Genomic DNA, 21,044 nt, shown 5'->3' with positions numbered 1-21,044 from the left:
ATCTCCGGCTTCGGTTATGGTGAGCCGGCGCGCGGGGCTGGAAAGCTCCGCCGCGAGGTTTGAAAGGCTGGACAGAAATGGCGCAACGCAAGGCAGCCGCGAAGGCAATGGTCGCCGAGGCTGGCGACGGCCGGCTCGAGCCGGCCCCCAGGGATCGCCGGCGCGAGCGCGGTGAAGCCAGCATCCAGCGCATCATCGACGCCACCATCGATCTCATCGCCGACGAAGGTCTGGCGAGTGTCACCATGCAGCGCATCGCCGAGCATGTCGGATCCTCCAACGCACTGGTGGTTTTCCACTTTCGCAGCAAGGAGAACCTGTTTCGAGCCGTGCTGCAGTATCTTAGCGATCAGTACGATGAATTGTGGGCGACGCTGGTGCGCGTGCCCGGCCTGTCGCCGGTCGAGCGGCTGATGGGCGCGGTCGAATGCGCGCAAAGATTCGCGCGGCAGCATCCGAAATGGGTCTCGGTGTTTGTCGTGTTCTCCAGTGACCGCAAGAGCATGCAGATCTACAACGAGATCGGGCTGCCCAGCGATCTCAGCTACAATGCCGAGGCGCGCGACTTGCTCATCGAAATCAAGCGCAGCGGCGGCTACACCGATGTCGACCCCGATACATTGGCTGAAAGCCTCAACTATCTCGTCCATGGGGCATGGATCTGGGATCATCTCAATCCCCCGGCGGGTAATTCCGATGTGCTGAGGAAGACCATGCTGATGCTGCTGCATCAGTCGTTTCCGCGACATTTCGAATTGATGCGCTAACTCGTTTCCTACGGCTGCCGCAGATGGCAGCCGGCCTGCCGCTTCTGCGCCAGATATTCGTCGACAAGCTGGCGGTAACGCACCTTGCCGAAGCTCGGAAAATGGCCGCCATGCACGACCGCGACATCGAGGTCGCGCATGCCGAGCAGCGTCGCCATGTAGTCGGAAATATCCGAGTGAAAGACGTCGTCGATCAGCGGGCCGTCATAGATGATGTCGCCTGAAAGCATGATGCCGGTCTTCTTCTCGTGGAGCGCGATGCCGCCGGGCGAATGGCCGGGCGTGTGGATCACCTCGAAGGCACGGTCGCCGAGATCGACGACATCGCCATGCGCGAGCAGGCGGTCGGCCGGCGCAGGCTGGATGCTGTAGCGCGCGGTGTCCCAGCCTTGCGGCATACCGTCGAACATCTCGTCGGTCGCATAAGTGCCGGCGGCCGTCCATTCGTTGCGCGGATCGGCCAGGATTTCCGCTTCGGCGGCGTGCACGCAGCGGTCGGGAAATTCGTGATGGCAGCCGATATGATCGAAATGCGTGTGGCTGGCGACGCAGGTTAGCTTTCGCTCCGTCACCAGCGACACGTGGCGCCTGAGGCTGAAATGGCCGAGGCCGGTATCGAACAGGAGATCACGGTCGCGGCCGCGCACATGCCACATGTTGCAGCGGAAGAACGGCTTGATCCACGGCTCATGGATCAGCGTCACGCCATCGCTCATGCGGATGGTCTCGTACCAGTCTGGAGCGCCGATGACCGGAAGCGTTCCCATGTTTCAGTCCATCAACAGGATGAACTGGTCGATATCGCACGAAACCGCAACCGTGTCGCCCGGCTGGACTGCAGCTGAGGCTGGAAGCCTGGCGATGAACTGCAGCGCAGGGTCTTCGACGGAAACCGCGAGCACGCGCTTGAAGCTCCCCTGGAAGACGACGTCGCTGACCTCGGCGCTGCCAAGCCTGACACCGCCGCCGGCCGCGCCGAGGACGAGATGCTCCGGCCGTATGGCGAGCCCGACAGCCGAGCCCAGAGGCAAGGCGCTCGGCAGCGAAACCTGCCCGACCGGCGTCGCGACAGTGCTGGTCCTGTCACTGGCCTCCGTGACGGCGCCGGCAAGGATCGTGCTTTCGCCCATGAAGGTGGCGGAAAAGCGCGTCGCCGGCCTGGCGTAGACACGTTCAGGTGGCCCTTCGTCCTCGATGCGCCCGTCATTCATCACCACGCAATGGTCGGCCAGCGCCATCGCCTCTTCCTGGTCGTGCGTGACATGGATGAAGGCGGTGCCGACGCGCTTCTGGATCGCCTTCAGCTCGTCCTGCATCTGGCGCCGCAATTTCAGATCGAGCGCGCCAAGCGGCTCGTCGAGTAAAAGCACCGCCGGTTCTATGACCAGCGCACGCGCCAGCGCCACGCGCTGCCGTTGGCCGCCGGAGAGCTGGTGCGGTTTCTTGTCGAAGGAAGAGGCCAGTCCGACCAGCGCCAGCGCCTCGCGCGCCCGTGCGGCCCGCGTCGAGCCATCGACGCCCTGCATGCGCAGGCCGAAGCCGACATTGCTGCCGACGCTCATATGCGGGAACAGCGCGTAATCCTGGAACACCGTCGTCGTCGGGCGCTTTGCCGGCGGCACAGAGGTGCAGTCCACGCCGCGGATGAACACCTTGCCTTCGCTCGGGGTGACGAAGCCGCCGAGAATGGACAGCAGCGTCGTCTTGCCCGAGCCTGACGGTCCGAGCAGGATGGTGTAGCTGCCCGGTTCGATCTTGAGCGAAACGCTCTTGAGCACCGTCTGTTGGCCGAAGCGATGCGAGACCGAGTCTATGTCGACCAAAGGCGCGGTCATGCTCGTCTCCTGCGCAGCAATGTCAGTTCGAACAGCACGACCAGCACAATGGAGACAGCAAAGACCAGCGAGCCGACGGCGTTGGTCTTGGGATTGAGGCCGGAGCGCAGCAGGTTCCAGATTTCCACGGGCAAGGTCGTGTCGAAGCGGGTCAAAAGGAAGGAGATGACGAACTCGTCCCAGGAGAAGGTCATCGACAGGAAGAAGCCGGCGAATATGGCAGGCGCCATGACCGGCACGGTGATCAGCAGCAGCACCTTCCATTCCGGCGCGCCGAGGTCACGCGCCGCCCGTTCGATGTTGATCTGGTGGTCGCCCATCTGGCTGTAGATGATGGCAAAGCACAGCGGCAGGTTGATCACGACATGGCCGATGCCGGCGGCAAGCAATGATTTCGGCACGCCGGCCCAGTTGAACAGCACCAGCAGCCCCATGCCGATGATGAGATAGCTGACCGTCAGGGGCAGCGTGATCAGCCCGCGCAGCAGGCCGGAGCCGGGCAGGACGAAGCGGGCGAAGCCCCAGGCGGAAAGGAAGCCGAGCGTGACGGCGGCCAGCGACGAAATCGAGGCAACCAGCAGCGAATTGACCAGCGCCGAAGTCAGCCGCGTGTCCGACAGAACCGCGTCGTACCAGCGCATCGACGGGCCGGTGAAGGGCGGGATCGGAAAGGAGGTCGACTGGAGCGAGAACAGGACCAGCACGACCACAGGCAGGAAGATGAAGCCGTAGACGGCAAGCGCATAGAGCCAGGATACGATGCGGACAATCCTGCGCATCTCACGCCCGCTCGATCTTGAGCCAGCGTGCGCAGGCAAGATAGGCGATGGTGACCACCGCCATCAGGATGATCGACAGCGCCGACGCAAGCGGAAAGTCGCCGCGCCGGCCGATCTGCATCATCACCAGCTGCGGCATCAGAAGCTCGTTGTTGCCGCCGAGGATCTGCGGCGTGATGTAGTCACCTATGCACAGCACGAAGGTGAGGAAGGCGCCGACCATGATGCCGGGCAAGGTCAGCGGCAGGATGACATGCAGGAAGGTGCGCACCGGCCCGGCGCCGAGATCGGCGGCGGCCTTGCGATAGCTCGGGCTCAACTGCTTCAGATTGGCGAAGATCGTCAGCGTCAAAAGCATGACGAAGAAATGCACAAAGCCGGTGACGGTGGCGAAGCGGGTGTTGGCGAGTTGCAGGGGCTCGGCGACCACGCCGATGCCGATCAGTGCGCGGTTGATGACGCCGTTCTGCGCCAGCACCAGCAGCCAGGAATAGGAGCGCACGACATAGGAGGTCCAGAACGGCAGCACGGCCAGCATAAGCGCCAGCCTTTGCCAGCGCTCCGGCACCTGTTCGGCCAGGATCCAGGCGAAGGGGTAGGCGAGCAGCACCGAGACGACTGTGACGATCGCCGTCACCTCGAGCGAATTCACCATCGCCTGCCAGTAGGAAGGGTTGGTGAAGAACTGGCTGTAGTTGGACACCGTGAAGCCGCCGCCCTCATGCGCCGTCAGGCTGGACAGCCCCATGGCGATGAAAGGCAGCACGAAGAACAAAAGCGTCCAGCCGAGTGCCGGCGTGACCAGCGCCCACAGCAGGGCGCGGCCACCCCGTGGCGGGGCACGCCCATCGTTTGCGGCGGTCATCGGCGGTATCAGCTCATTTCGCCTGCAGCATTTCGGTCCACATATCCTGCATCTTCTTGTCGAGGTCGGCGTTCGGCGCCGGGTAGGCCTGGGCGCGGGCGAGGAAGCCCGGCTGTTCGTCGAAGCGCAGGATCTTCTTCTGGTCGTCGGTCAAAGCCGCCTTGGTGTTCGCCGGCATGCCCCAGTAGCAGGACGAGGTGGCAAGCCGCGCCTGGCCCTCCGGGCTCATAATGTACTGGATGAATTTCAGCGCCATGTCCTTGTTCTTGGAATCCTTGAACATGGCCAGCGACTGCGACCACAGCACAGCACCTTCCTTGGGGATCGAGAAGTCCAGCGCCGGGTTCTCCTTGGCCAGCCCGGCCGTCACCCATTCGCCGCCGCCGACCAGGATATCGACTTCGCCGGTCGCCAGCGCCGTCTGGCTGGCGGTTACCTCGCCGACCAGCTTGGCATTGGCCTTCATCTTGAGAAGCTCGTCCTTGAGGGCGGGCAGGTCGGCTTCGGTCAGATCAGCCGTCTTCTTGCCGATGGCGAGTGCGGCCATGCCGATGACCGGCAGATAATAATCGTAGATGGCGACCTTGCCCTTGTATTTGTCGCCGGTCAGCGCCGCCATCGACTGCATGTCGGCCGGGTCGACCTTGGTCTTGTTGTAGCCGATCGTGTTGTAGCCGAACTTTTCGGTGATGCCGTAGCGCTTGCCGCCGACCACGGTGGAGCCGTCCATCTTCACCTGGGGAAACATGTCCGCCAGGGGCAGCTTGTCGTCGGGCAGCGGCTCGAACAGGCCCTTTTCGACGCCGCGCGGCACGTCGATCGAGTCGATCACCATCACGTCCCAGTCGCCTGGCTGCGACTGCTCGACGATGGCGAGCCCGGCGCCGGTGCCCTCGAACTCCTTGACGTTGACCTTGACTTTGTTGGCCTCCTCGAAGGGCTGCAGAAGTGCGGGATCGGAATGGTCGCACCAGATCAGCGCGTTGAGATCGGCGGCTTGGGCGAAGCTGCCCGCGCCGAGCAGCAGCGCCGTGGCGGCGCACGCGGCGTGCAAATGGCTCTTCAGGATGGAAAGCGGATTCCGGGATGCAGATTCAGCGGACATCGAGTGTTCTCCCTTGCCTTTGTGGCTTCTTGCAAAAAATTGAACCAATTCTAAAATTGAGTCAATTCTGTTTTTGTGGCAAGAGGCTGATATGAGCGGATTGCGGGCAAGGCAAAAAGCGGACCGCCACAGGCGCATCATCGAGGCGGCGTCAGAGCTTTTCCGCGAGGCCGGCTATGAAGGCGCCAAGATCGAGGCGATCGCCGCGCAGGCCGAAGTCTCGGTCGGCACGATCTACAATTACTACCAGAACAAGGGCGACATCCTCGGCGCCATCGTCTCGCTGGAAGTCAACGAGGTGCTGAATGCCGGGCAAGGTGTCGTAGCCAAGCCGCCGGCCAATGTCGGCGACGCGCTGGACACGCTGATCGGCATCTATATCGAACACTCGCTGCACTATCTCAGCAAGGAGATGTGGCGGCAGGCAATGGCGATCTCGACGCAACTTCCAGACAGCCCGTTCGGCCAGGCCTACACCGCGCTCGACCGTTCGCTGACCGAACAGATCCGCGCGCTGATCGCCCGCCTGCAGGCGCTGGGCCTGGTGCGGCAGGACATTGACGGGGCCGCACTCGGCGAACTGATCTTCAACAACATGAACATGATGTTCATCGAGTTCGTGAAACGCGACGAGGCGAGGATATCGGAACTGCGCGCCGCGATACGCCGGCAGAACCGGATTCTGGTGGCGGCGATTGCGGTCTGATTGTCAGGAGCAGGCAGCAGAATCGATTTTTGGACCAAGCCGCGGCGCAACCCCCTTGAGTCGAATCTGAAATCTGATACAACCCATGAGTGTATTTTTAGGGGAGGGGTGAATGCAGTTTTCCATCTGGCATTGGGCAATACTTTTGTTGTTGATCGGAGTGCCCGTCTTCTTTGCGGTTCGATCTGCCTACAAGCCCGTCCAGAATCCGGCGGAGCTCGTCGGAATTGGAGGGTGGCTGATGCTTCTCGCGATTGGTCAGGCCATGGCTCCATTGCGTACGCTCGCCACATTGGGTTCCTCGAGCGATGGTTACAACCAGCTCATGCTGGTGCCGAACGGACCCATGGTGGTCTACGGCGAGGTTGGGCTGGTGCTGTCATTTCTGGTGCTTCAAGTGGTCGTGCTCGTTGCCATGTTGAGGCGGAGCACTTGGTTCAAGCAGCTCTTCCTAACCCAATGGGTTGCAATTCCGGTGGTATTCATCCTGGATGCGATCTGGGTTTCCACGGTTTTCGGCGTCCCGGTTGGGCAAGTGGTCACCGGAGAGGCGCTTGCGACGTCCATAACCTCGTTTGTCCTGGTCGGACTCTGGGTCGCCTACGTCTACAGATCGGTCAGGGTGCGCAACACGTTCACCAGAGTGAAAGCCTCCGCCGAGGTCGCGAACGCGGCATAGACGCGGGGCAATACGAATATTTTGGAGCGCTCGCGCTCTCGGTCATTCCTGAAACCTCTCGCTGATCCCGTCGCAAAATGCTAGCACAAGCAGCAGTCAAACCGTGCTGCCATTTCATCAATGCTTAGAATTTCGGGAACTCTTCTCCATGGCGGGTCAACCCGTGCGCCGGTTGAGGTTCGTCCCGATTTTGGCGGCGGCCATATTCGACACGGTGTTCAACGGCCGAGCCTCGAAACATGGGAACGTGTCTCGCCGCCGACGACCATTGACGGGCTTGTTCGAGAACTGCAGCGCCAATTTCCCCACATGGCCATACATGCGACCGGCGGAGTGCGGACAGTCCGCCGCCAAGCCGAATTGATGGCGGAGCGGCGGCTTTCGAACCGGGCGCAATTCCTGAGGGTATATCGTCAAGCCCAGCATATTACCGAGATGGACGCGTGGGTCACTCAACATCCTCGCGCTACCCGATCGCAAACGAACGAGGCGTTCGAACAGATAATACACCGGGCCCGCGGACGCGGGGCTCCGGTTAGCAACCATCTGGATGACCGCGCCCGCGATATTTCCATTCCACATGGAAATCCTCACGAGCAAGCCGAAGTGCACCGCGCGCTGCAAAATTGGGGTGCACACGTCATCCTGGAAGGAGATGCAACCGGCGGGCCGCATTGGCACGTGGACTACACACCACAAGTCGGGCCACCAATGGGGCGCAGGCCTTGATCGAGGTGCTGCTGCAAGAACGGCGGCCTAAAGCGGTGATGCCTAAGGCTCTGAAATTATTAAATTAATTGACATGTTGCCGGGAAACTGGTGCCCCCGGACGGAATCGAACCGCCGACCTTCGGTTTACAAAACCGCTGCTCTACCAGCTGAGCTACAAGGGCACGGCGCTCCGGTTAGCATATTTGTTGCGCCAGTAAAGACAAAACTCCATTTTCGGTTACCCGGCATCGAGTGGACCGCCGGGGAGGGGCATCCTGAAAACCGCCAAATCGCTTCCTACATATCTGGCAGGTGCAATCGCTTCGAGCAGGGGTGTCGCATGATCAGGTTTGTCATCATTCTCCCCATCATCTTGGTAGTCTGGATGCTGCTGGTGAAAATCATCAGCGATGTGAAGAAGGCCAATGTCGACTGGACCGGCGTCACCACCATCATCGGCTTCATCGCACTCGCCTTCTGGCTTCGCCATGTCACCGGCATGGGGTGAGCGGTAGGGAGTAGGGAATAGGGAATAGCGAATAGCGAATAGTCCAGGTGGCGAGTGCGGCTCTTTCGCTACTCGCTACTCGCTACTCCGCTACTCGCTATTCCCTATTCCCTATTCCCTATTCCCTATTCCCTATTCACTCGTCTTCCGGCGCCGCCGAAAAATCTCCGAAACCTTTCGAACCATTTGCCGCACCGCGCCGACTGATGGTCAGAGGCGAATGGGTCGCCTCGATCAAGGATCCAGGAGATCATCATGTTCAAGCGCACTCTTACGTCAGGCCTCGTTGCCATTTTCGTCGCCACCGGCGCGCTCGCCGGCACCGTCGGCACGTCGTCAGCCCACGGCATGCATCATCATCATCGTCATCACCATTATTACAGGCATTTCGAGCACTGGTGGTGGCACCACAACCATCATCATCATCACCACCATGGCCGGGTGATCATTTTCCTTTGATGGAGGGACCCAATTCCCCAAAGGGCGGCTTCGGCCGCCCTTTTTGCGTCTTGTGCCAGGTCGCTGAGCTCCCGGCCTCGACACCAAGGTCCAGACTTCCGTCGATACGCGGAGGCATAGCGCCGGCAGGCCTCCACACTGGTTGATTTCTGCGGCTCCAGGAAAATCGAAAAAAGTTTCGAACCTTTCTCCTTGCCGTCACGACAGATGATCAAGAGGCGGATGGATCGCCTCGTTCAACGAAGCAAGGAGATCATCATGTTCACGCGCACACTCGTTTCCGGCCTCATCGCCACCACCGTCGCCGCCACCATGCTGGTCGGCACCGTCCAGCCCTCGGCCGCGCATTCGCATCATCACCACGACCTCGGCATCGGCATCGCCGCCGGCGTTGGCGGCTTTGTCCTGGGCACCCTGCTCGCCCAGCAGCCCCGCACCGTCTATGTCGACGAAGACGGCGGCTCGTGGCACGTCCGCCGCTGCTTCGACCGCTACGCAAGCTACGATCCGGACTCAGACACCTATGTCGGCTACGACGGCTACCGTCACTACTGCCGGCTCTGAGAGGAGGTGGCGTCTCAATCAACTGCAGGAGGGGCGCCCCCGCCGCCCCTCTTTTTGCTGTTCGCAAGATGTTCGGGGGGAGGCGGATGGGATCGGGTCCTGGCCGGGTACCGAGGCCATGATTTCGAGACATTGCGGCGGGACAACGATCCTATGAAGAGAGCAATTTCTGCCGTTCTCGCCCTCGCCACGGGAGCGGGCGCACTGCTGTTCACGCTGGCCTGGCATGACCGCTACTGGTTGTGGCGGGATTGCTTCAACGAACTTGGCCGCTGCTACAATTCCGAAAGCGGCGAGGTTTTTCTTGAACAGGCCGGGCTGGTGTGGGGCATGTTCGCCATCGGCTGTCTGCTTGCTTGCCTGTTCTTTGCCCGATTGGCCTTCTCGCGGCGGTGAGTCTCCCCGCGCCGCATCAGGCTGAGATGGCGCCGCCAATCATCCTGGTCACCTCGGCTGCGGCATCGCGCACCAAAGGGCCGATCTCGGCCAGCCGTTCCGGCGTCACCCGCACGGTAGGCCCCGACACCGAGACACCACCGATCGGCTCGCCGAATTCATTGAAGATGGCGGCTGCCACGCAACGCATGCCGGGGTGCCGCTCCTCGTCGTCCACCGACCAGCCACGCCGTTTGATCGTTGCGAGGTCATGGGCAAGGGCGGAAATGTCGGAAAGCGTCCTGTCGGTGAAGCGCTGCAGTCCAGCCTTGCGCAGGATGGTGCCGACACGCTCCGGCTCAAGATGCGCCAGCACCGCCTTGCCGATGCCGGAGGCGTGGAAAGGGCTGCGCGTCCCCGGCCGGAAGAAGGCGCGGATCGCCTGGTGCGTCTCGACCTGGCTGACAAAGACCACGCAATCATCCTCGGCAACGCCGAGATTGGCGGTCTCGCCGGTCCTTTCCATCAACTCCTGCATGACGATACGGGCGCGGTCGACCAGCTTGCGGCGGCGCAGGAACGCCGCGCCCATGCGGTAGGTCTCGACGCCGATCGACCAGAGCTGGTCGCTGGTGTCGAATTCGACCATGCCATGGTTTTCGAGTGTCGTCAGCATGCGGTAGGCGGTGGAGGCGGCAAGGCCGCTTTGCGCTGATATCTCGCTTAGGGACAGGCCGCTGCCTTCGGCGACAATGGCCAGGATGCGCAGTGCCCGGTCGAGCGACTGCACCGAAGTCGGCTCGGAGGGCCCGTTGAAGGCGCGCGGCCGACCGCGCTGGCGTTTCTCGGTGGTTTCCATGGCCGCATTGTCGGCAATTTGGCGCGAGAGGCAATGAAAAAGTTTTTCATTGTGCGAGGTTGTGAAATCGATGGAAAACGAAAAACCGTTCAAATTCATCATCTAATCGCCGTTTGTTAGAAATGAAAAAATATTCTGAAAAAATTGAAAAATAGCCGGCTTGGTGACATTCTCAGCCATCCAACAATGACAAACCCTGTGGAGGGCTGGAAAATGGCCAGGATGCGCGCTGTCGATGCTGCGGTTCTCGTTCTTGAGAAGGAAGGTATTTCCTGCGCTTTCGGCGTGCCGGGCGCGGCGATCAACCCATTCTACTCGGCCATGAAGGCGAGGGGAACGATCCGCCATGTCCTTGCCCGCCACGTCGAGGGCGCCTCGCATATGGCGGAAGGTTTTACCCGCGCCAAGGCTGGCAATATTGGTCTGTGCATCGGCACCTCGGGTCCGGCCGGCACCGATATGATCACCGGGCTCTATTCGGCCGCCGCGGATTCCATCCCGATCCTGTGCATCACCGGCCAGGCGCCGCGTGCGCGGCTGAACAAGGAGGATTTCCAGGCGGTCGACATCGCCGCCATCGCCGCGCCGGTCGCCAAATGGGCGGTCACCGTCATGGAGCCCTATCTGGTGCCGATGACGCTGCAGAAGGCATTCCACCTGATGCGCTCGTCGCGCCCGGGGCCGGTGCTGATCGACCTGCCGGTCGACGTGCAGTTGGCCGAGATCGAGTTCGACATCGATGCCTATGAGCCGTTGACGCCGTTCAAGCCGGCAATGACGCGCGCGCAGGCCGAAAAGGCGCTGGCGATGCTCAACGCGGCCGAAAAGCCGCTGATCGTCGCCGGCGGCGGCATCATCAACGCCGATGCGTCGGATCTGCTCATCGAATTCGCCGAAATTTCAGGCGTGCCGGTCATCCCGACCTTAATGGGCTGGGGCGCCATCCCCGACGACCACCGGCTGATGGCCGGCATGTGCGGGCTGCAGACGTCGCACCGCTACGGCAATGCGACGATGCTGGAGGCCGATTTCGTCTTCGGCATTGGCAACCGCTGGGCCAACCGCCACACCGGGTCGGTCGACGTCTACACCAAGGGCAAGAAATTCATCCATGTCGACATCGAGCCCACTCAGATCGGCCGTGTTTTCGCGCCGGATCTCGGCGTCGTCTCGGATGCGGGCGCCGCGCTGAAGGTGCTGCTCGACGTCGCCACGGAGTGGAAGACGGCGGGCAAGCTGCGCGATTGGTCGGGCTGGGCCAAGGAATGCCAGGGCCGCAAGAAGACGATGAAGCGCAAGACGCATTTCGACCAGGTGCCGCTCAAGCCACAGCGTGTCTACGAGGAGATGAACAAGGCGTTCGGCCGCGATGTCACCTATGTCACCACGATTGGCCTGTCGCAGATCGCCGGCGCGCAGTTCCTGCATGTCTACAAGCCGCGCAACTGGATCAATTGCGGCCAGGCCGGCCCGCTCGGCTGGACCTTGCCGGCAGCCCTTGGCGTTCGCGCCGCCGATCCCGACCGCACCATCGTGGCGCTGTCGGGCGACTATGATTTCCAGTTCATGATCGAGGAACTGGCGGTCGGCGCACAGCACAAGCTGCCTTATCTCCATGTCGTGGTGAACAACGCCTATCTCGGGCTGATCCGCCAGGCGCAGCGCGGCTTTTCGATGGATTTCGAGGTCAATCTCGCCTTCGAGAACATCAACCGCTCGGGCGATCCCGAGGCCGGCTATGGCGTCGACCATGTTGCCGTTGCCGAGGCGATGGGCTGCAAGGCTGTCAGGGTGCGCAAGCCCGAGGAATTCGCCGCCGCTTTCAAGGAAGCGCAGCGGCTGATGAAGGAGCGCCAGGTTCCGGTCGTGCTCGAATTCATCCTCGAGCGTGTCACCAACATCTCCATGGGCACCGAGATCGACAAGATCACCGAATTCGAGGACCTTGCCGAACATCAGGAAGACGCCCCGACGGCGATCGTGATGCTGGATTAGATCAGCGGAAAGGGAGAAAAAAGAAATGCCGCGTTTCTCAGCCAATCTTTCCATGCTCTTTGGCGAGCATGAGTTCCTCGACCGCTTTGACGCAGCTGCCCGCGCGGGCTTCAAGGGCGTCGAATATATCGGCCCCTACGATCACGCGCCTGAGGTGGTCGCCGCCCGGCTGAAGAAAAACGGCCTGACGCAGGTACTGTTCAATCTGCCGCTGGGCGACTGGGGCAAGGGCGAGCGGGGCATCGCGGTGCTGCCGGATCGCGTGCCGGAATTCCGCCAGGGCATCGCCAAGGCAATCACCTATGCGCAGGCGCTCGGCTGCCAGCAGGTCAATTGCCTTGCCGGCATCGCTCCCGCGGGCGCCGACCGCAAGGTGCTGGAAGATGTCTTCGCCGAAAACCTCGCCTTTGCGGCGGAGAAACTGGAGCAGGCCGGCATCCGGCTGCTGGTCGAGCCGATCAACACCCGCGATATTCCCGGCTTCTTCCTCAACTACTCCGACCAGGCGCTGGCGCTGATCGACCGTATCGGTTCGAAGAACCTGTTCCTGCAATACGACATCTATCACATGCAGATCATGGAGGGGGATCTCGCCCGTACCATCGAGGCAAACCTCGGCCGCATCGCGCATATCCAGCTTGCGGACAATCCCGGCCGTCACGAGCCGGGGACGGGCGAGATCAACTATCCCTTCCTCTACGAGCATATCGACCGTATCGGCTATTCCGGCTGGGTCGGCGCGGAATACAAGCCGAAGGCCGGCACGGAGGCCGGGCTGGATTGGTTCAGGGAACTGGCCGGGCAGGGCAGCGCGGCGGCTTAGCTGCCGACGCTGAAGCTGCCAATCTCCCCACCCGTGGGGGAGATGGCCGGCAGGCCAGAGGGGGGCGCGAAGGAACGCAGCCTCGACAAAGACATACGACGGAGAAAAACAATGGAAACCATCGGCTTCATCGGCCTCGGCATCATGGGCGCGCCGATGGCGGGGCATCTGCTGGATGCTGGCTATACGGTCATCGCCAGCGACCATCGCTCGAAGCCGCCGGGTGACCTCGTCGCCAAGGGGCTGAAGTCAGTCCCCGGCCACGCCGCGGTGGCCAAGGCGGTCGATATCATCATCCTGATGGTGCCCGATACACCACAGGTTGCCGATGTGCTGTTCGGCGACAACGGCGTCGCATCCGGCCTGACCAAGGGCAAGCTGGTGGTCGACATGAGCTCGATCTCGCCGATCGAAACCAAGGTGTTTGCAAAAAAGATCAATGAGTTGGGCTGCGACTATCTCGACGCGCCGGTTTCGGGCGGCGAAGTCGGCGCCAAGGCGGCGTCGCTGACCATCATGGTCGGCGGCGAGGACAAGGCGTTCGAGCGCGCCAGGCCTGTGTTCGAGAAGATGGGCAAGAACATCACCCTGGTCGGGCCGAACGGCGTCGGCCAGACCACCAAGGTGGCCAACCAGATCGTTGTCGCATTGACCATTGAAGCGGTCGCCGAAGCACTTGTTTTTGCATCGAAAGCCGGTGCCGACCCGGCCAAGGTCAGGCAAGCGCTGATGGGCGGGCTGGCTGCCTCGCGCATTCTCGAGGTGCATGGCGAGCGCATGGTCAAGCGCACCTTCGCGCCGGGCTTTCGCATCGAGCTGCACCAGAAGGACCTCAACCTGGCGCTGGAAGGGGCAAAAGCACTCGGCGTGTCGCTGCCCAACACCTCGACCACGCAGCAGCTGTTCAATTCCTGCGCCGCCAATGGCGGCGCCAAGGAGGATCACTCGGCGCTGGTCAGGGCGCTGGAGCGGATGGCCAATTTCGAGGTTGGCGGCAACGCAGCCGACGTCAAAGGCAAAGCAGCATAGGCCAGGAGAGGGCGGCGCAACGTTCCCAAGCCGCCACTCGTGCCTGTCGAAGAGCGGGCTCCTGCGTCTGTCGCTGGAGCCCGTTTCGCATTTCGAGATGTTTGGCGTGAGGCTCAGCCGCGCTTCAAGAATGCCCGCGCCGCATAGAGGCTGATCGCCGCGGCGTTCGACACATTGAGCGAACGGATGGCGCCGGGCATGTCGAGCCGCGCCAGCGTCGTCACAGTCTCGCGCGTCTTCTGGCGCAGGCCCTTGCCCTCGGCGCCGAGCACCAGCGCTATTCTGTCACCGGCGAAACTCGTTTCGAGTTCCGTCGGCCCGTCCGAATCGAGCCCGATGGTCTGGAACCCGGCCTCGTGCAATTGTCCGAGCGCGTCGGCGAGGTTCTTCACCTCGATCTGGTCGATATGCTCCAGCGCGCCGGAGGCCGATTTCGCCAGCACGCCGGATTCCTGAGGGCTGTGGCGCGCCGTGGTGATCAGCGCGCCGGCGCCAAAGGCGACCGCCGAGCGCAGGATGGCACCGACATTGTGCGGATCTGTGACCTGGTCGAGCACCAGCACTAGCCTGGCATCGCCAAGTGCATCAAGCCGCTTCGGCTTCAGCGGTTCGGCCTCGATCAGCACGCCCTGATGCACGGCGTCCGAGCCGGTGATCTTGTCGATGTCCCTGGGTTCGACCAGTTCCGCCTTGAAGGGCAGGGCGGCGATATCGGCGATTTCCAGGCGTTCGGCCGCATTGCGCGTGACCAGCATCCTTCTGATCCTGCGGCGCGGATTGTCGAGCGCCGCCCGCACCGTGTGCAGGCCATAGAGCCGCACCAGTCCGTCCGCGGCATGTTCGCCTGGCGGAACCGGCTGCCGGGGCCTGAACGCCGGCGCGCCGCCGCTTTTCTCGTCGCGATAGGCGCGCCGCAACTTGGCGTAGTGGGTGTCTTTCGGGGTGTTGGTTTTGTCGCTCATGGCCGGCTTCTATAGCCGTCTCCTCAGGCCAAGGATATGGCTCGTCGCCGCAGCCGGCGAACAACATCGAAAAACGCCGGTTGCGCGGTTGACACCCAATGGCCTTGCCGCCATAAGGCGCTTCGCTGGTTTCGGAGAAGACTTAACTCGGGTCCGGATTGGCGTGAATGCCTCGTTGCATGGCTCCGGCGGCAGAACTGGAGAGGTGCCCGAGTGGTTAAAGGGGACGGACTGTAAATCCGTTGGCTTAGCCTACGTTGGTTCGAATCCAACCCTCTCCACCACTGCCGGCCCGGAAGCCCTGAAACGCGAAAGCATCGGACCGAAAAGTGCATGGCGCTTTTCGGGGGAATCCGGTACTTCAGTGCAAGGCGCGGGTATAGCTCAGTGGTAGAGCAGCAGCCTTCCAAGCTGAATATGCGGGTTCGATTCCCGCTACCCGCTCCATCTAACTATTCGATATTTATACAAAATTTTTCCTGAGATCGATAGTGCCGTGTCACTGCGCCTGTCGGTACTGCGCTGTTATTCCTAAAAGTCCGCTGCAGATATTCAGCTTGCAAAGCTTACCCTCGACAGAGAGCGGCACTGAAAGGACGTGCGCGAAATAGGTGGAAGCTCCGTTCGGCTCGTCTGCCAGAACGAGCAAACAGAAGCGACCATCCGCCTCTAGTTTTCAGATGACCGCAGTTGGGCCGACAGCGGACTGTCGGCATTTTTGGCGTCCGAGGAACAATAACGGACGTTCAGCCCCGGTGGGCCCAAGTCTGAAGCTGACCCAAGGGCGACTACCAAATTGTTCGGATAGATGTCCGCTTCGGCTGAAAGCGGACCTCTAGGACCTTTAGTTCGAATCTCGTGTGGCGCGCCAATTTTCTACCACTCCCGAACAAAACGGGAATCGGGCAGTTTCTCACCGGAGGCAGGAGAGCACTCAAGAGCACACCCGGGTTCCGCTCAGCGACCGGCGGCTCTTGCGCCACATCTCGGCCGTAGAGGCCAGCTTGGCCTGCGCCCCGAAGCACATCGTCCCCTTCCGCCGACTAGCCGTCATAGTAACCCAGTCAGATCGGCGCTCTATAATATTTGGATAGACAAATCCGGCGCTATCTCAAGGACGCCATGACAACTCGCCGCTATCAGGCAGCCCGATGGACATCCCCGCATGGTGCCAATACCATTTGTGCAAGTGAATTTTCTGAGGCACCTACCTCAATGGCCGAAGAACGCGTCCAGCGCCGTCTTGCCGCAATTCTGGCCGCGGACGTTGTCGGCTACAGCCGCCTTATGGAAGCAGACGAGCAAGGAACCCTTGAGGTCCTCAAGGCCCGACGGCGCGATATTCTGGCTCCCCTGATCGCTCGATATCGAGGCCGCCTGGTTAAGGTCATGGGCGACGGCGTGTTGGTCGAGTTCGCCAGCGCGGTCGATGCCGTCCGGTGCGCAGTCGACCTCCAATACGGCACGGCCGAGGCCAACGATCGTTTGCCGGACTCCCGGCGGGTGATCCTGCGCATCGGCATCAATCTCGGCGATATCATCGTGGACGGTAGCGATCTTTACGGCGACGGCGTCAACGTTGCCGCTCGGCTGGAGGCGTTGGGCGAACCTGGAGACATCTGCGTTTCGGGGAGCGTCTACGATCAGGTCAAGCGGAAGGTGGAGACCGGGTTCGACGATCTCGGGCAGAAGTCGTTGAAGAATATTGCTGAGCCCGTGCGCGTCTACCGGGTGCGGCATTTGGCAATTGCAGACAGGAAAGACGGCGAAACCGTGCCACTGCCGCTGCCGTCAAAACCCTCTATCGCCATCCTGCCTTTCACCAACATGAGCGGCGACGCCGAGCAGGACGTGTTCACAGACGGGTTGACTGAAGACCTAATCACCGATCTATCGCGGAACGCCAGCCTGTTCGTGATCGGCCGCCATTCGACCTTTGCCTACAAGGGAAAGTCGATCGACATCCGGCTGATTGCCCGTGATCTTGGCGTCCGCTATTTGCTGGAAGGCAGCGCCCGCCGTGCTGCCGGTCGTGTGCGCATCAACGTTCAGCTGATCGATGCCGTCAGCGGAACTCATCTTTGGGCGGACCGCTTTGACCGCGATCTTGAAGATATTTTTGCTGTGCAGGACGAGGTGACCGCCAAGATCGTCGAGGCTCTGATCGGCCGCCTGGTGACACAGCCGCCGCGTAACCGGCCAAAAAGCATGGAAGCCTATGATCTTTGCGTGCGTGGCCGGACGCTGATCGGGATTTCGCCGGAGGCGTCGCGCGAATCGCGTCTTCTGTTGCAGCGGGCGATCACCCTCGACCCGGACTATGCGGAGGCGCATCGGCTCCTGGCCTTTCACCTCTGGCAGGCTTGGGCGCAGTGGGGCGAGCCAGAAGTGCCCAACCGGCTTGTGGCCGTTGCCATGGCAGAAAAAGCCGTGAAGCTCGACCCGAACGATGCCGGCTGCCGCTTCGTCCTTGGCCACTTGCTGGCATATGAACGGCGCTGGCCCGCGTCGGATGCGGAGTTCGCGACCGCGCTCGAGATTGACCCGAATTATGCCGATGCCTGGGCGGACCTGTCGGACTTTTCGGTGTTGAACGGTAAGCCGGCCACCGCGATTGAACAGGTCCAAAAGGCACTCCGCCTGAACCCACACCCGCCCAGGTGGTACTATTGGGATTTGGGGTTCGCGCAATACGCCGCCCGCCAGTATGAGTTGGCAGTCGTCACGTTACGCAATGAGGCCACGTACAGAACGATTTCGCGCCGTGTGCTTGCAGCAAGCCTTGCACAACTTGGACGAACGGACGAGGCCCACCAGGAAGGCGCGCTGTTCATGGCGAGCAATCCACATTTCACGATCAGCCATTGGGCCGCTTCACAGCCCTTTCGAGATCAGGCAACGCGTGACCATTTCGTCGACGGATATCGCAAAGCAGGCCTGCCAGATTGAACGAAAACCGCTGAATCGACGGCATCTTCATGATCTTGGCTGATATTGGATGACAGGTATGATTCAGCTTCCCGCTTACGTCCAGGAGGGAACGCCCGCCTTGCATCGATAGCGGCCGTCCCTGGGCCAGATAGAGAACGGCGGCAAGTGGCGCAACTGCGACCTGCGACCGTCAGCTTTCAGGAAACGGCAATGCTGATCAATACGGCCGAGATGCGGCGCAAAGCGATCATGCGCACCTTCGCCTGCGAGAGTCTGCTCCGGGTCAAAAATCGGATTTTTCAGGGTGTTTTGACCTTAGAGTGTTCACCCAGACAGACCTTCGTCCTCGCGATCTCCAGGTCGAAACACCGCGCGGCAAGCCGCGCTGCGCTCCTCCACTGTGCAGATGTCTGCGCCGCGCTAGCTGTTGAACGCGGACGCAACCTGATGCTGCTGCGGCACCTGGCCGTTCGGCGTCAGCTTGTCGATGACGCCGGGCAGCGCCGTGGACAGCTGCTTGAGCAGTTCCTGTTCGTCCATCCCCGTCCGCTGCGCGATCTCGTGAATGACCTGCGGCCCCAGCGCGGCGCCGAGATCATTGGCGTTGATCGACTGGTTCTGCCCGGTGCCGACCCAGGAGTCCGCGACATTGCCATGGCCGGCATCCCTGAGCTTGTCGAGCAGGCCGCCCAATCCGCCGAGAAGGCCGCCGTCGGCGGGGGTCGTTCCGGTGGAAGCAGGGCCGGTCGGGGCCGGGGTCTCGGTCTGGTCCGGCTGTTCGGCACTTCTGCCGCTCAGCATTTTTCCGACCAGCAGCGCGCCAAGCGCAATCATCAGCGGTTTGGTGATGTTGCCGCCTGGAACGGCGTTGTCAAAAAGTCCCATAGTGGATCCTCCATAACGACAAGCCCAATACCTCCTCAACAATGGGGCATGCGGGCGGAATTTCAAGCTGGCTTGAGCTTTTGACAATCCTATGAAAATGTTCGGCCGGCGGGTGGATGGAGAGGAAAAAATGTCAATCATCAGCTGGATCATACTCGGCGTCATCGCCGGCTTCCTGGGCAGCAAGATCGTCAACAAGAGCGGCCAGGGCATTTTGATGGACATCGTGCTCGGCATCGTCGGCGCCATTGTCGGCGGCCTGATCTTCAGCGCCTTCGGCGCGTCGGGCGTCACCGGCCTCAACATCTACAGCCTGATCGTCGCCGTGATCGGCGCGGTGGTCGTGCTGTGGGCCTACCACCAGTTCAGCGGAGGACGGGCGTAAAAACAAAGAGGTAGAGCGGTTCTGCGTTTCCTTGGACGATGAACCACTCTAAGCCCTGGCCAGATAATCTGAAATTTCGAATTTCGCTGAGGACCAGCTCCGGCCGGTACGCGATGTCGGCCTATGGCATCAACACTGCGTCTGCTGCTGCGAAAAAGATCAGCGTTCCCGCGATAAACACCGCCCAGCCGATGAGCGACTTGCGGATGGCGGCCTTGTGCTCAGCGTCGGAGTTCTTGTTCTGGTCAAAATCCGTCATGGGGAAACTCCCTTGGCTGATTGATCATGGCGTCCTGGATTGGACGGTCTTCGCCGATTAGACGATCTTTTTCGGCTCGGCAACAGCGCGCTGACAGACGCAGGTGAGCCCGCTTGGCCTGCTTGGGCGGACCTAGGCGACGACGGTCAGTCGGCGCTTGCGCTGGTCCAGCGAGACGATGGCAAGTCCGCTGCCAACCACCAGCAGAATGCCGCAGACCGCCAGCGCATTGGGGAATTGCCCGAACACCAGCAAGCCCGAAATGACCGCCCAGACGGTGAAGCAATAGTAGAACGGCGCAACCGCACTGGTCGGCCCGACGCGATAGGCCATGAAGATGAAGAAGTGGCCGAAGATCAGGAAAAATCCGGCGCCGGCCATCAGCAGCAGATGGCGCGCCTCGGGCATGACCCAGCGCTCGGAAACCAGATGCGCGGCACCGGCGCCGACCAGCACCACCACGACGGCGGAGATCGCCACGATCATCCCCGGCACCTCTGCCGTAACCCGCCGGCCGGCGAGGTCCCGTGCCGCCGACAGCGTCGCGTTGCCGAGCGCCAGCAAGGCGTAGACCGAAATGCCTTGCATGGTCGGTTGCGCCACCATCAGCGCGCCGATGAAGCCGAGCCCGATCAGCGCCATGCGCTGGCCGCCGATCCGCTCGCCAAACAGGACCGAGGAGCCGACCAACATCAACAGCGGCGTGATCTGTCCGAGTGCCGTCGAATCCGCGATCTGCATGTTGGCGAGCGCCACCACGTAGCAGAGGATCGCCGCCAGCTCGAGCAGGTTCCTGCGCAGCACGTGCCTGTCGAAGATCAGCGGAATCTGCTTGCCGTAGCCCAGCGCGAACAACAGCGGAAAACCCCAGAGCGTTGCCGCCGCACCGCGCAGAAACAGCACTTCGTAGGACGGCAGGCCCGATGTCGCGAGTTTCATCATCGTATCGTTGACGAGATACGATCCGGTCGAGACGATCATGAACACGGGGCCGCGGATGGCGGTCGGAATGAAATGCATCCGGCGAGGAAATCAGACCTCGATGACGACCGCAATGGGCCATGACCTGGCGGTGAATCGGACAGTATCGGGCAGGCAAGACAGCGCTATGGCGGCTTCGATCGATAGGCCTGCCACCCATTTCATTTCGTCTCGTCCCTTCCTATATCAGCGCCATATCCCCGAAATCGGATCAATGGTTCGGACTGAGTGAGACGGCACCCGGCCAAAAGACGCTTGTGTTTTTTGGCCTTTGTCGCTAATCGCCCCGCATTCGACTGAACTGAAGGTCCAGGCCGTCCAAGGAAAGAGACTATGGCAAAAGGTAAATTCGAGCGTAACAAGCCTCATGTGAACATCGGCACGATTGGTCACGTTGACCATGGCAAGACGTCGCTGACGGCGGCGATCACGAAGTATTTTGGCGAATACAAGCGCTATGACCAGATCGACGCGGCACCTGAGGAGAAGGCGCGCGGCATCACGATCTCGACGGCGCATGTCGAATACGAGACGGCCAACCGCCACTACGCTCACGTCGACTGCCCCGGGCACGCCGACTAT

At 61.5% G+C, this 21,044-nt stretch carries 23 protein-coding genes and 3 tRNA genes; 15 read left to right on the top strand and 11 right to left on the bottom strand.

What is annotated here, in order from left to right; genetic code table 11:
- Window positions 1–77 precede the first annotated feature (77 nt).
- The gene (locus AC1DYW_RS29030; RefSeq protein ID WP_457153376.1) at window positions 78–767 is read left to right on the top strand and encodes a TetR/AcrR family transcriptional regulator; all 690 of its coding nucleotides are present in this window, start codon (window positions 78–80) and stop codon (window positions 765–767) included.
- Window positions 768–775: 8 nt separating this feature from the next.
- On the opposite strand, the gene AC1DYW_RS29025 is transcribed toward AC1DYW_RS29030, so the two are convergent.
- The 5 genes from AC1DYW_RS29025 to AC1DYW_RS29005 are packed head-to-tail and all read right to left on the bottom strand — an operon-like array spanning window position 776 to window position 5,351.
- The gene (locus AC1DYW_RS29025; protein ID WP_477228481.1) at window positions 776–1,534 is read right to left on the bottom strand and encodes an MBL fold metallo-hydrolase; all 759 of its coding nucleotides are present in this window, start codon (window positions 1,532–1,534) and stop codon (window positions 776–778) included.
- 3 nt (window positions 1,535–1,537) lie between these two features.
- The gene (locus AC1DYW_RS29020) at window positions 1,538–2,602 is read right to left on the bottom strand and encodes an ABC transporter ATP-binding protein (protein ID WP_477228480.1); all 1,065 of its coding nucleotides are present in this window, start codon (window positions 2,600–2,602) and stop codon (window positions 1,538–1,540) included.
- Window positions 2,599–3,381, bottom strand: coding sequence for an ABC transporter permease (locus tag AC1DYW_RS29015; RefSeq protein WP_477228479.1), 783 nt, complete (start codon window positions 3,379–3,381; stop codon window positions 2,599–2,601). Before AC1DYW_RS29015 ends, AC1DYW_RS29020 begins: the two co-directional genes overlap by 4 nt.
- Window position 3,382: 1 nt before the next feature.
- Window positions 3,383–4,246 (bottom strand): ABC transporter permease, encoded by an 864-nt coding sequence (locus AC1DYW_RS29010; RefSeq protein ID WP_477228478.1) that lies wholly within the window; start codon window positions 4,244–4,246, stop codon window positions 3,383–3,385.
- A 13-nt stretch (window positions 4,247–4,259) separates the two neighbouring features.
- Window positions 4,260–5,351, bottom strand: a complete 1,092-nt coding sequence (locus AC1DYW_RS29005; RefSeq protein WP_477228477.1) for a polyamine ABC transporter substrate-binding protein — start codon at window positions 5,349–5,351, stop codon at window positions 4,260–4,262.
- 91 nt (window positions 5,352–5,442) lie between these two features.
- Between AC1DYW_RS29005 and AC1DYW_RS29000 the strand changes: the two genes are divergently transcribed.
- Both AC1DYW_RS29000 and AC1DYW_RS28995 read left to right on the top strand, forming a co-directional pair.
- Window positions 5,443–6,057 carry a TetR/AcrR family transcriptional regulator gene (locus AC1DYW_RS29000; protein ID WP_477228476.1) on the top strand — a complete coding sequence of 205 codons (615 nt, stop codon included), beginning with the start codon at window positions 5,443–5,445 and terminating at the stop codon, window positions 6,055–6,057.
- 112 nt (window positions 6,058–6,169) lie between these two features.
- Window positions 6,170–6,736, top strand: coding sequence for a DUF2569 family protein (locus AC1DYW_RS28995; RefSeq protein WP_477228475.1), 567 nt, complete (start codon window positions 6,170–6,172; stop codon window positions 6,734–6,736).
- Between the two features lie 817 nt (window positions 6,737–7,553).
- Here the strand turns inward: AC1DYW_RS28995 and AC1DYW_RS28990 are convergent.
- A tRNA-Thr gene (locus tag AC1DYW_RS28990) sits at window positions 7,554–7,629 on the bottom strand.
- A gap of 158 nt (window positions 7,630–7,787) precedes the next feature.
- Here AC1DYW_RS28990 and AC1DYW_RS28985 point away from each other — a divergent pair.
- From AC1DYW_RS28985 to AC1DYW_RS28970, 4 genes are all read left to right on the top strand, one after another.
- Window positions 7,788–7,955: a hypothetical protein gene (locus tag AC1DYW_RS28985; RefSeq protein WP_095090676.1), complete on the top strand. Its 168-nt coding sequence runs from the start codon at window positions 7,788–7,790 to the stop codon at window positions 7,953–7,955.
- Between the two features lie 255 nt (window positions 7,956–8,210).
- On the top strand, window positions 8,211–8,414 hold the full coding sequence (locus AC1DYW_RS28980; protein ID WP_477228474.1) for a hypothetical protein: 204 nt from the start codon (window positions 8,211–8,213) through the stop codon (window positions 8,412–8,414).
- 258 nt (window positions 8,415–8,672) lie between these two features.
- Window positions 8,673–8,978 (top strand): BA14K family protein, encoded by a 306-nt coding sequence (locus AC1DYW_RS28975; protein ID WP_477228473.1) that lies wholly within the window; start codon window positions 8,673–8,675, stop codon window positions 8,976–8,978.
- Window positions 8,979–9,131: 153 nt separating this feature from the next.
- Window positions 9,132–9,374 (top strand): hypothetical protein, encoded by a 243-nt coding sequence (locus AC1DYW_RS28970; RefSeq protein ID WP_477228472.1) that lies wholly within the window; start codon window positions 9,132–9,134, stop codon window positions 9,372–9,374.
- A 16-nt stretch (window positions 9,375–9,390) separates the two neighbouring features.
- On the opposite strand, the gene bhcR is transcribed toward AC1DYW_RS28970, so the two are convergent.
- Window positions 9,391–10,212 (bottom strand): HTH-type transcriptional regulator BhcR, encoded by an 822-nt coding sequence (bhcR, locus tag AC1DYW_RS28965; protein ID WP_477228471.1) that lies wholly within the window; start codon window positions 10,210–10,212, stop codon window positions 9,391–9,393.
- 213 nt (window positions 10,213–10,425) lie between these two features.
- On the opposite strand from bhcR, the gene gcl reads away from it, so the two are divergent.
- From gcl to AC1DYW_RS28950, 3 genes are all read left to right on the top strand, one after another.
- The gene (gene gcl / locus AC1DYW_RS28960) at window positions 10,426–12,207 is read left to right on the top strand and encodes a glyoxylate carboligase (RefSeq protein ID WP_477228470.1); all 1,782 of its coding nucleotides are present in this window, start codon (window positions 10,426–10,428) and stop codon (window positions 12,205–12,207) included.
- A 25-nt stretch (window positions 12,208–12,232) separates the two neighbouring features.
- Window positions 12,233–13,030 carry a 2-oxo-tetronate isomerase gene (gene otnI, locus AC1DYW_RS28955; protein WP_477228469.1) on the top strand — a complete coding sequence of 266 codons (798 nt, stop codon included), beginning with the start codon at window positions 12,233–12,235 and terminating at the stop codon, window positions 13,028–13,030.
- A 111-nt stretch (window positions 13,031–13,141) separates the two neighbouring features.
- A complete protein-coding gene (locus AC1DYW_RS28950; protein WP_477228468.1) occupies window positions 13,142–14,059 on the top strand; it encodes a 2-hydroxy-3-oxopropionate reductase in 918 nt (305 codons plus the stop codon).
- A 113-nt stretch (window positions 14,060–14,172) separates the two neighbouring features.
- On the opposite strand, the gene AC1DYW_RS28945 is transcribed toward AC1DYW_RS28950, so the two are convergent.
- Window positions 14,173–15,021 (bottom strand): TrmH family RNA methyltransferase, encoded by an 849-nt coding sequence (locus AC1DYW_RS28945; protein ID WP_477228467.1) that lies wholly within the window; start codon window positions 15,019–15,021, stop codon window positions 14,173–14,175.
- A 199-nt stretch (window positions 15,022–15,220) separates the two neighbouring features.
- Here AC1DYW_RS28945 and AC1DYW_RS28940 point away from each other — a divergent pair.
- The 3 genes from AC1DYW_RS28940 to AC1DYW_RS28930 all read left to right on the top strand — a co-directional run bounded on the left by AC1DYW_RS28940 (window position 15,221) and on the right by AC1DYW_RS28930 (window position 17,970).
- Window positions 15,221–15,305: transfer RNA gene (locus tag AC1DYW_RS28940), tRNA-Tyr, on the top strand.
- An 89-nt stretch (window positions 15,306–15,394) separates the two neighbouring features.
- Window positions 15,395–15,468, top strand: a tRNA-Gly gene (locus tag AC1DYW_RS28935).
- A 768-nt stretch (window positions 15,469–16,236) separates the two neighbouring features.
- Window positions 16,237–17,970 (top strand): adenylate/guanylate cyclase domain-containing protein, encoded by a 1,734-nt coding sequence (locus tag AC1DYW_RS28930; RefSeq protein WP_477228466.1) that lies wholly within the window; start codon window positions 16,237–16,239, stop codon window positions 17,968–17,970.
- A gap of 402 nt (window positions 17,971–18,372) precedes the next feature.
- Here the strand turns inward: AC1DYW_RS28930 and AC1DYW_RS28925 are convergent, their stop codons facing one another.
- Entirely contained in the window at window positions 18,373–18,837 is a 465-nt protein-coding gene (locus AC1DYW_RS28925) for a YidB family protein (protein ID WP_477228465.1), read from the bottom strand.
- Between the two features lie 130 nt (window positions 18,838–18,967).
- Here AC1DYW_RS28925 and AC1DYW_RS28920 point away from each other — a divergent pair, with 130 nt between their 5' ends.
- Complete coding sequence (locus AC1DYW_RS28920) at window positions 18,968–19,222, top strand: GlsB/YeaQ/YmgE family stress response membrane protein (protein ID WP_095091667.1); 255 nt, start codon at window positions 18,968–18,970, stop codon at window positions 19,220–19,222.
- Between the two features lie 121 nt (window positions 19,223–19,343).
- Here AC1DYW_RS28920 and AC1DYW_RS28915 read toward each other — a convergent pair whose 3' ends face one another.
- Both AC1DYW_RS28915 and AC1DYW_RS28910 read right to left on the bottom strand, forming a co-directional pair.
- Complete coding sequence (locus AC1DYW_RS28915) at window positions 19,344–19,481, bottom strand: hypothetical protein (RefSeq protein ID WP_202359563.1); 138 nt, start codon at window positions 19,479–19,481, stop codon at window positions 19,344–19,346.
- Between the two features lie 132 nt (window positions 19,482–19,613).
- Window positions 19,614–20,501: a DMT family transporter gene (locus tag AC1DYW_RS28910; RefSeq protein ID WP_477228464.1), complete on the bottom strand. Its 888-nt coding sequence runs from the start codon at window positions 20,499–20,501 to the stop codon at window positions 19,614–19,616.
- Window positions 20,502–20,795: 294 nt separating this feature from the next.
- On the opposite strand from AC1DYW_RS28910, the gene AC1DYW_RS28905 reads away from it, so the two are divergent.
- On the top strand, window positions 20,796–21,044 hold a 249-nt coding region (locus AC1DYW_RS28905), incomplete at its 3' end, for a GTP-binding protein (protein ID WP_477228463.1).

The organism is Mesorhizobium sp. P2_D5 (assembly GCF_056404355.1).
Note: the sequence above shows the minus strand (reverse complement) of the source record. Positions and strands in the feature narration are given on the sequence as shown.

Bases quoted from the DNA above. Each gene is read 5' to 3' on its own strand.
- AC1DYW_RS28950 (WP_477228468.1), top strand. From the start codon at position 13,142: ATGGAAACCATCGGCTTCATCGGCCTCGGCATCATGGGCGCGCCGATG.
- AC1DYW_RS28945 (WP_477228467.1), bottom strand. From the start codon at position 15,021: ATGAGCGACAAAACCAACACCCCGAAAGACACCCACTACGCCAAGTTG.
- otnI (WP_477228469.1), top strand. From the start codon at position 12,233: ATGCCGCGTTTCTCAGCCAATCTTTCCATGCTCTTTGGCGAGCATGAG.
- gcl (WP_477228470.1), top strand. From the start codon at position 10,426: ATGGCCAGGATGCGCGCTGTCGATGCTGCGGTTCTCGTTCTTGAGAAG.
- AC1DYW_RS28915 (WP_202359563.1), bottom strand. From the start codon at position 19,481: ATGACGGATTTTGACCAGAACAAGAACTCCGACGCTGAGCACAAGGCC.
- AC1DYW_RS28930 (WP_477228466.1), top strand. From the start codon at position 16,237: ATGGCCGAAGAACGCGTCCAGCGCCGTCTTGCCGCAATTCTGGCCGCG.
- AC1DYW_RS29010 (WP_477228478.1), bottom strand. From the start codon at position 4,246: ATGACCGCCGCAAACGATGGGCGTGCCCCGCCACGGGGTGGCCGCGCC.
- AC1DYW_RS28975 (WP_477228473.1), top strand. From the start codon at position 8,673: ATGTTCACGCGCACACTCGTTTCCGGCCTCATCGCCACCACCGTCGCC.
- AC1DYW_RS29030 (WP_457153376.1), top strand. From the start codon at position 78: ATGGCGCAACGCAAGGCAGCCGCGAAGGCAATGGTCGCCGAGGCTGGC.
- AC1DYW_RS28920 (WP_095091667.1), top strand. From the start codon at position 18,968: ATGTCAATCATCAGCTGGATCATACTCGGCGTCATCGCCGGCTTCCTG.
- AC1DYW_RS28910 (WP_477228464.1), bottom strand. From the start codon at position 20,501: ATGCATTTCATTCCGACCGCCATCCGCGGCCCCGTGTTCATGATCGTC.
- AC1DYW_RS28970 (WP_477228472.1), top strand. From the start codon at position 9,132: ATGAAGAGAGCAATTTCTGCCGTTCTCGCCCTCGCCACGGGAGCGGGC.
- AC1DYW_RS29015 (WP_477228479.1), bottom strand. From the start codon at position 3,381: ATGCGCAGGATTGTCCGCATCGTATCCTGGCTCTATGCGCTTGCCGTC.
- AC1DYW_RS29020 (WP_477228480.1), bottom strand. From the start codon at position 2,602: ATGACCGCGCCTTTGGTCGACATAGACTCGGTCTCGCATCGCTTCGGC.
- AC1DYW_RS28925 (WP_477228465.1), bottom strand. From the start codon at position 18,837: ATGGGACTTTTTGACAACGCCGTTCCAGGCGGCAACATCACCAAACCG.
- AC1DYW_RS29005 (WP_477228477.1), bottom strand. From the start codon at position 5,351: ATGTCCGCTGAATCTGCATCCCGGAATCCGCTTTCCATCCTGAAGAGC.
- AC1DYW_RS28995 (WP_477228475.1), top strand. From the start codon at position 6,170: ATGCAGTTTTCCATCTGGCATTGGGCAATACTTTTGTTGTTGATCGGA.
- AC1DYW_RS28985 (WP_095090676.1), top strand. From the start codon at position 7,788: ATGATCAGGTTTGTCATCATTCTCCCCATCATCTTGGTAGTCTGGATG.
- AC1DYW_RS28980 (WP_477228474.1), top strand. From the start codon at position 8,211: ATGTTCAAGCGCACTCTTACGTCAGGCCTCGTTGCCATTTTCGTCGCC.
- AC1DYW_RS29025 (WP_477228481.1), bottom strand. From the start codon at position 1,534: ATGGGAACGCTTCCGGTCATCGGCGCTCCAGACTGGTACGAGACCATC.
- AC1DYW_RS29000 (WP_477228476.1), top strand. From the start codon at position 5,443: ATGAGCGGATTGCGGGCAAGGCAAAAAGCGGACCGCCACAGGCGCATC.
- bhcR (WP_477228471.1), bottom strand. From the start codon at position 10,212: ATGGAAACCACCGAGAAACGCCAGCGCGGTCGGCCGCGCGCCTTCAAC.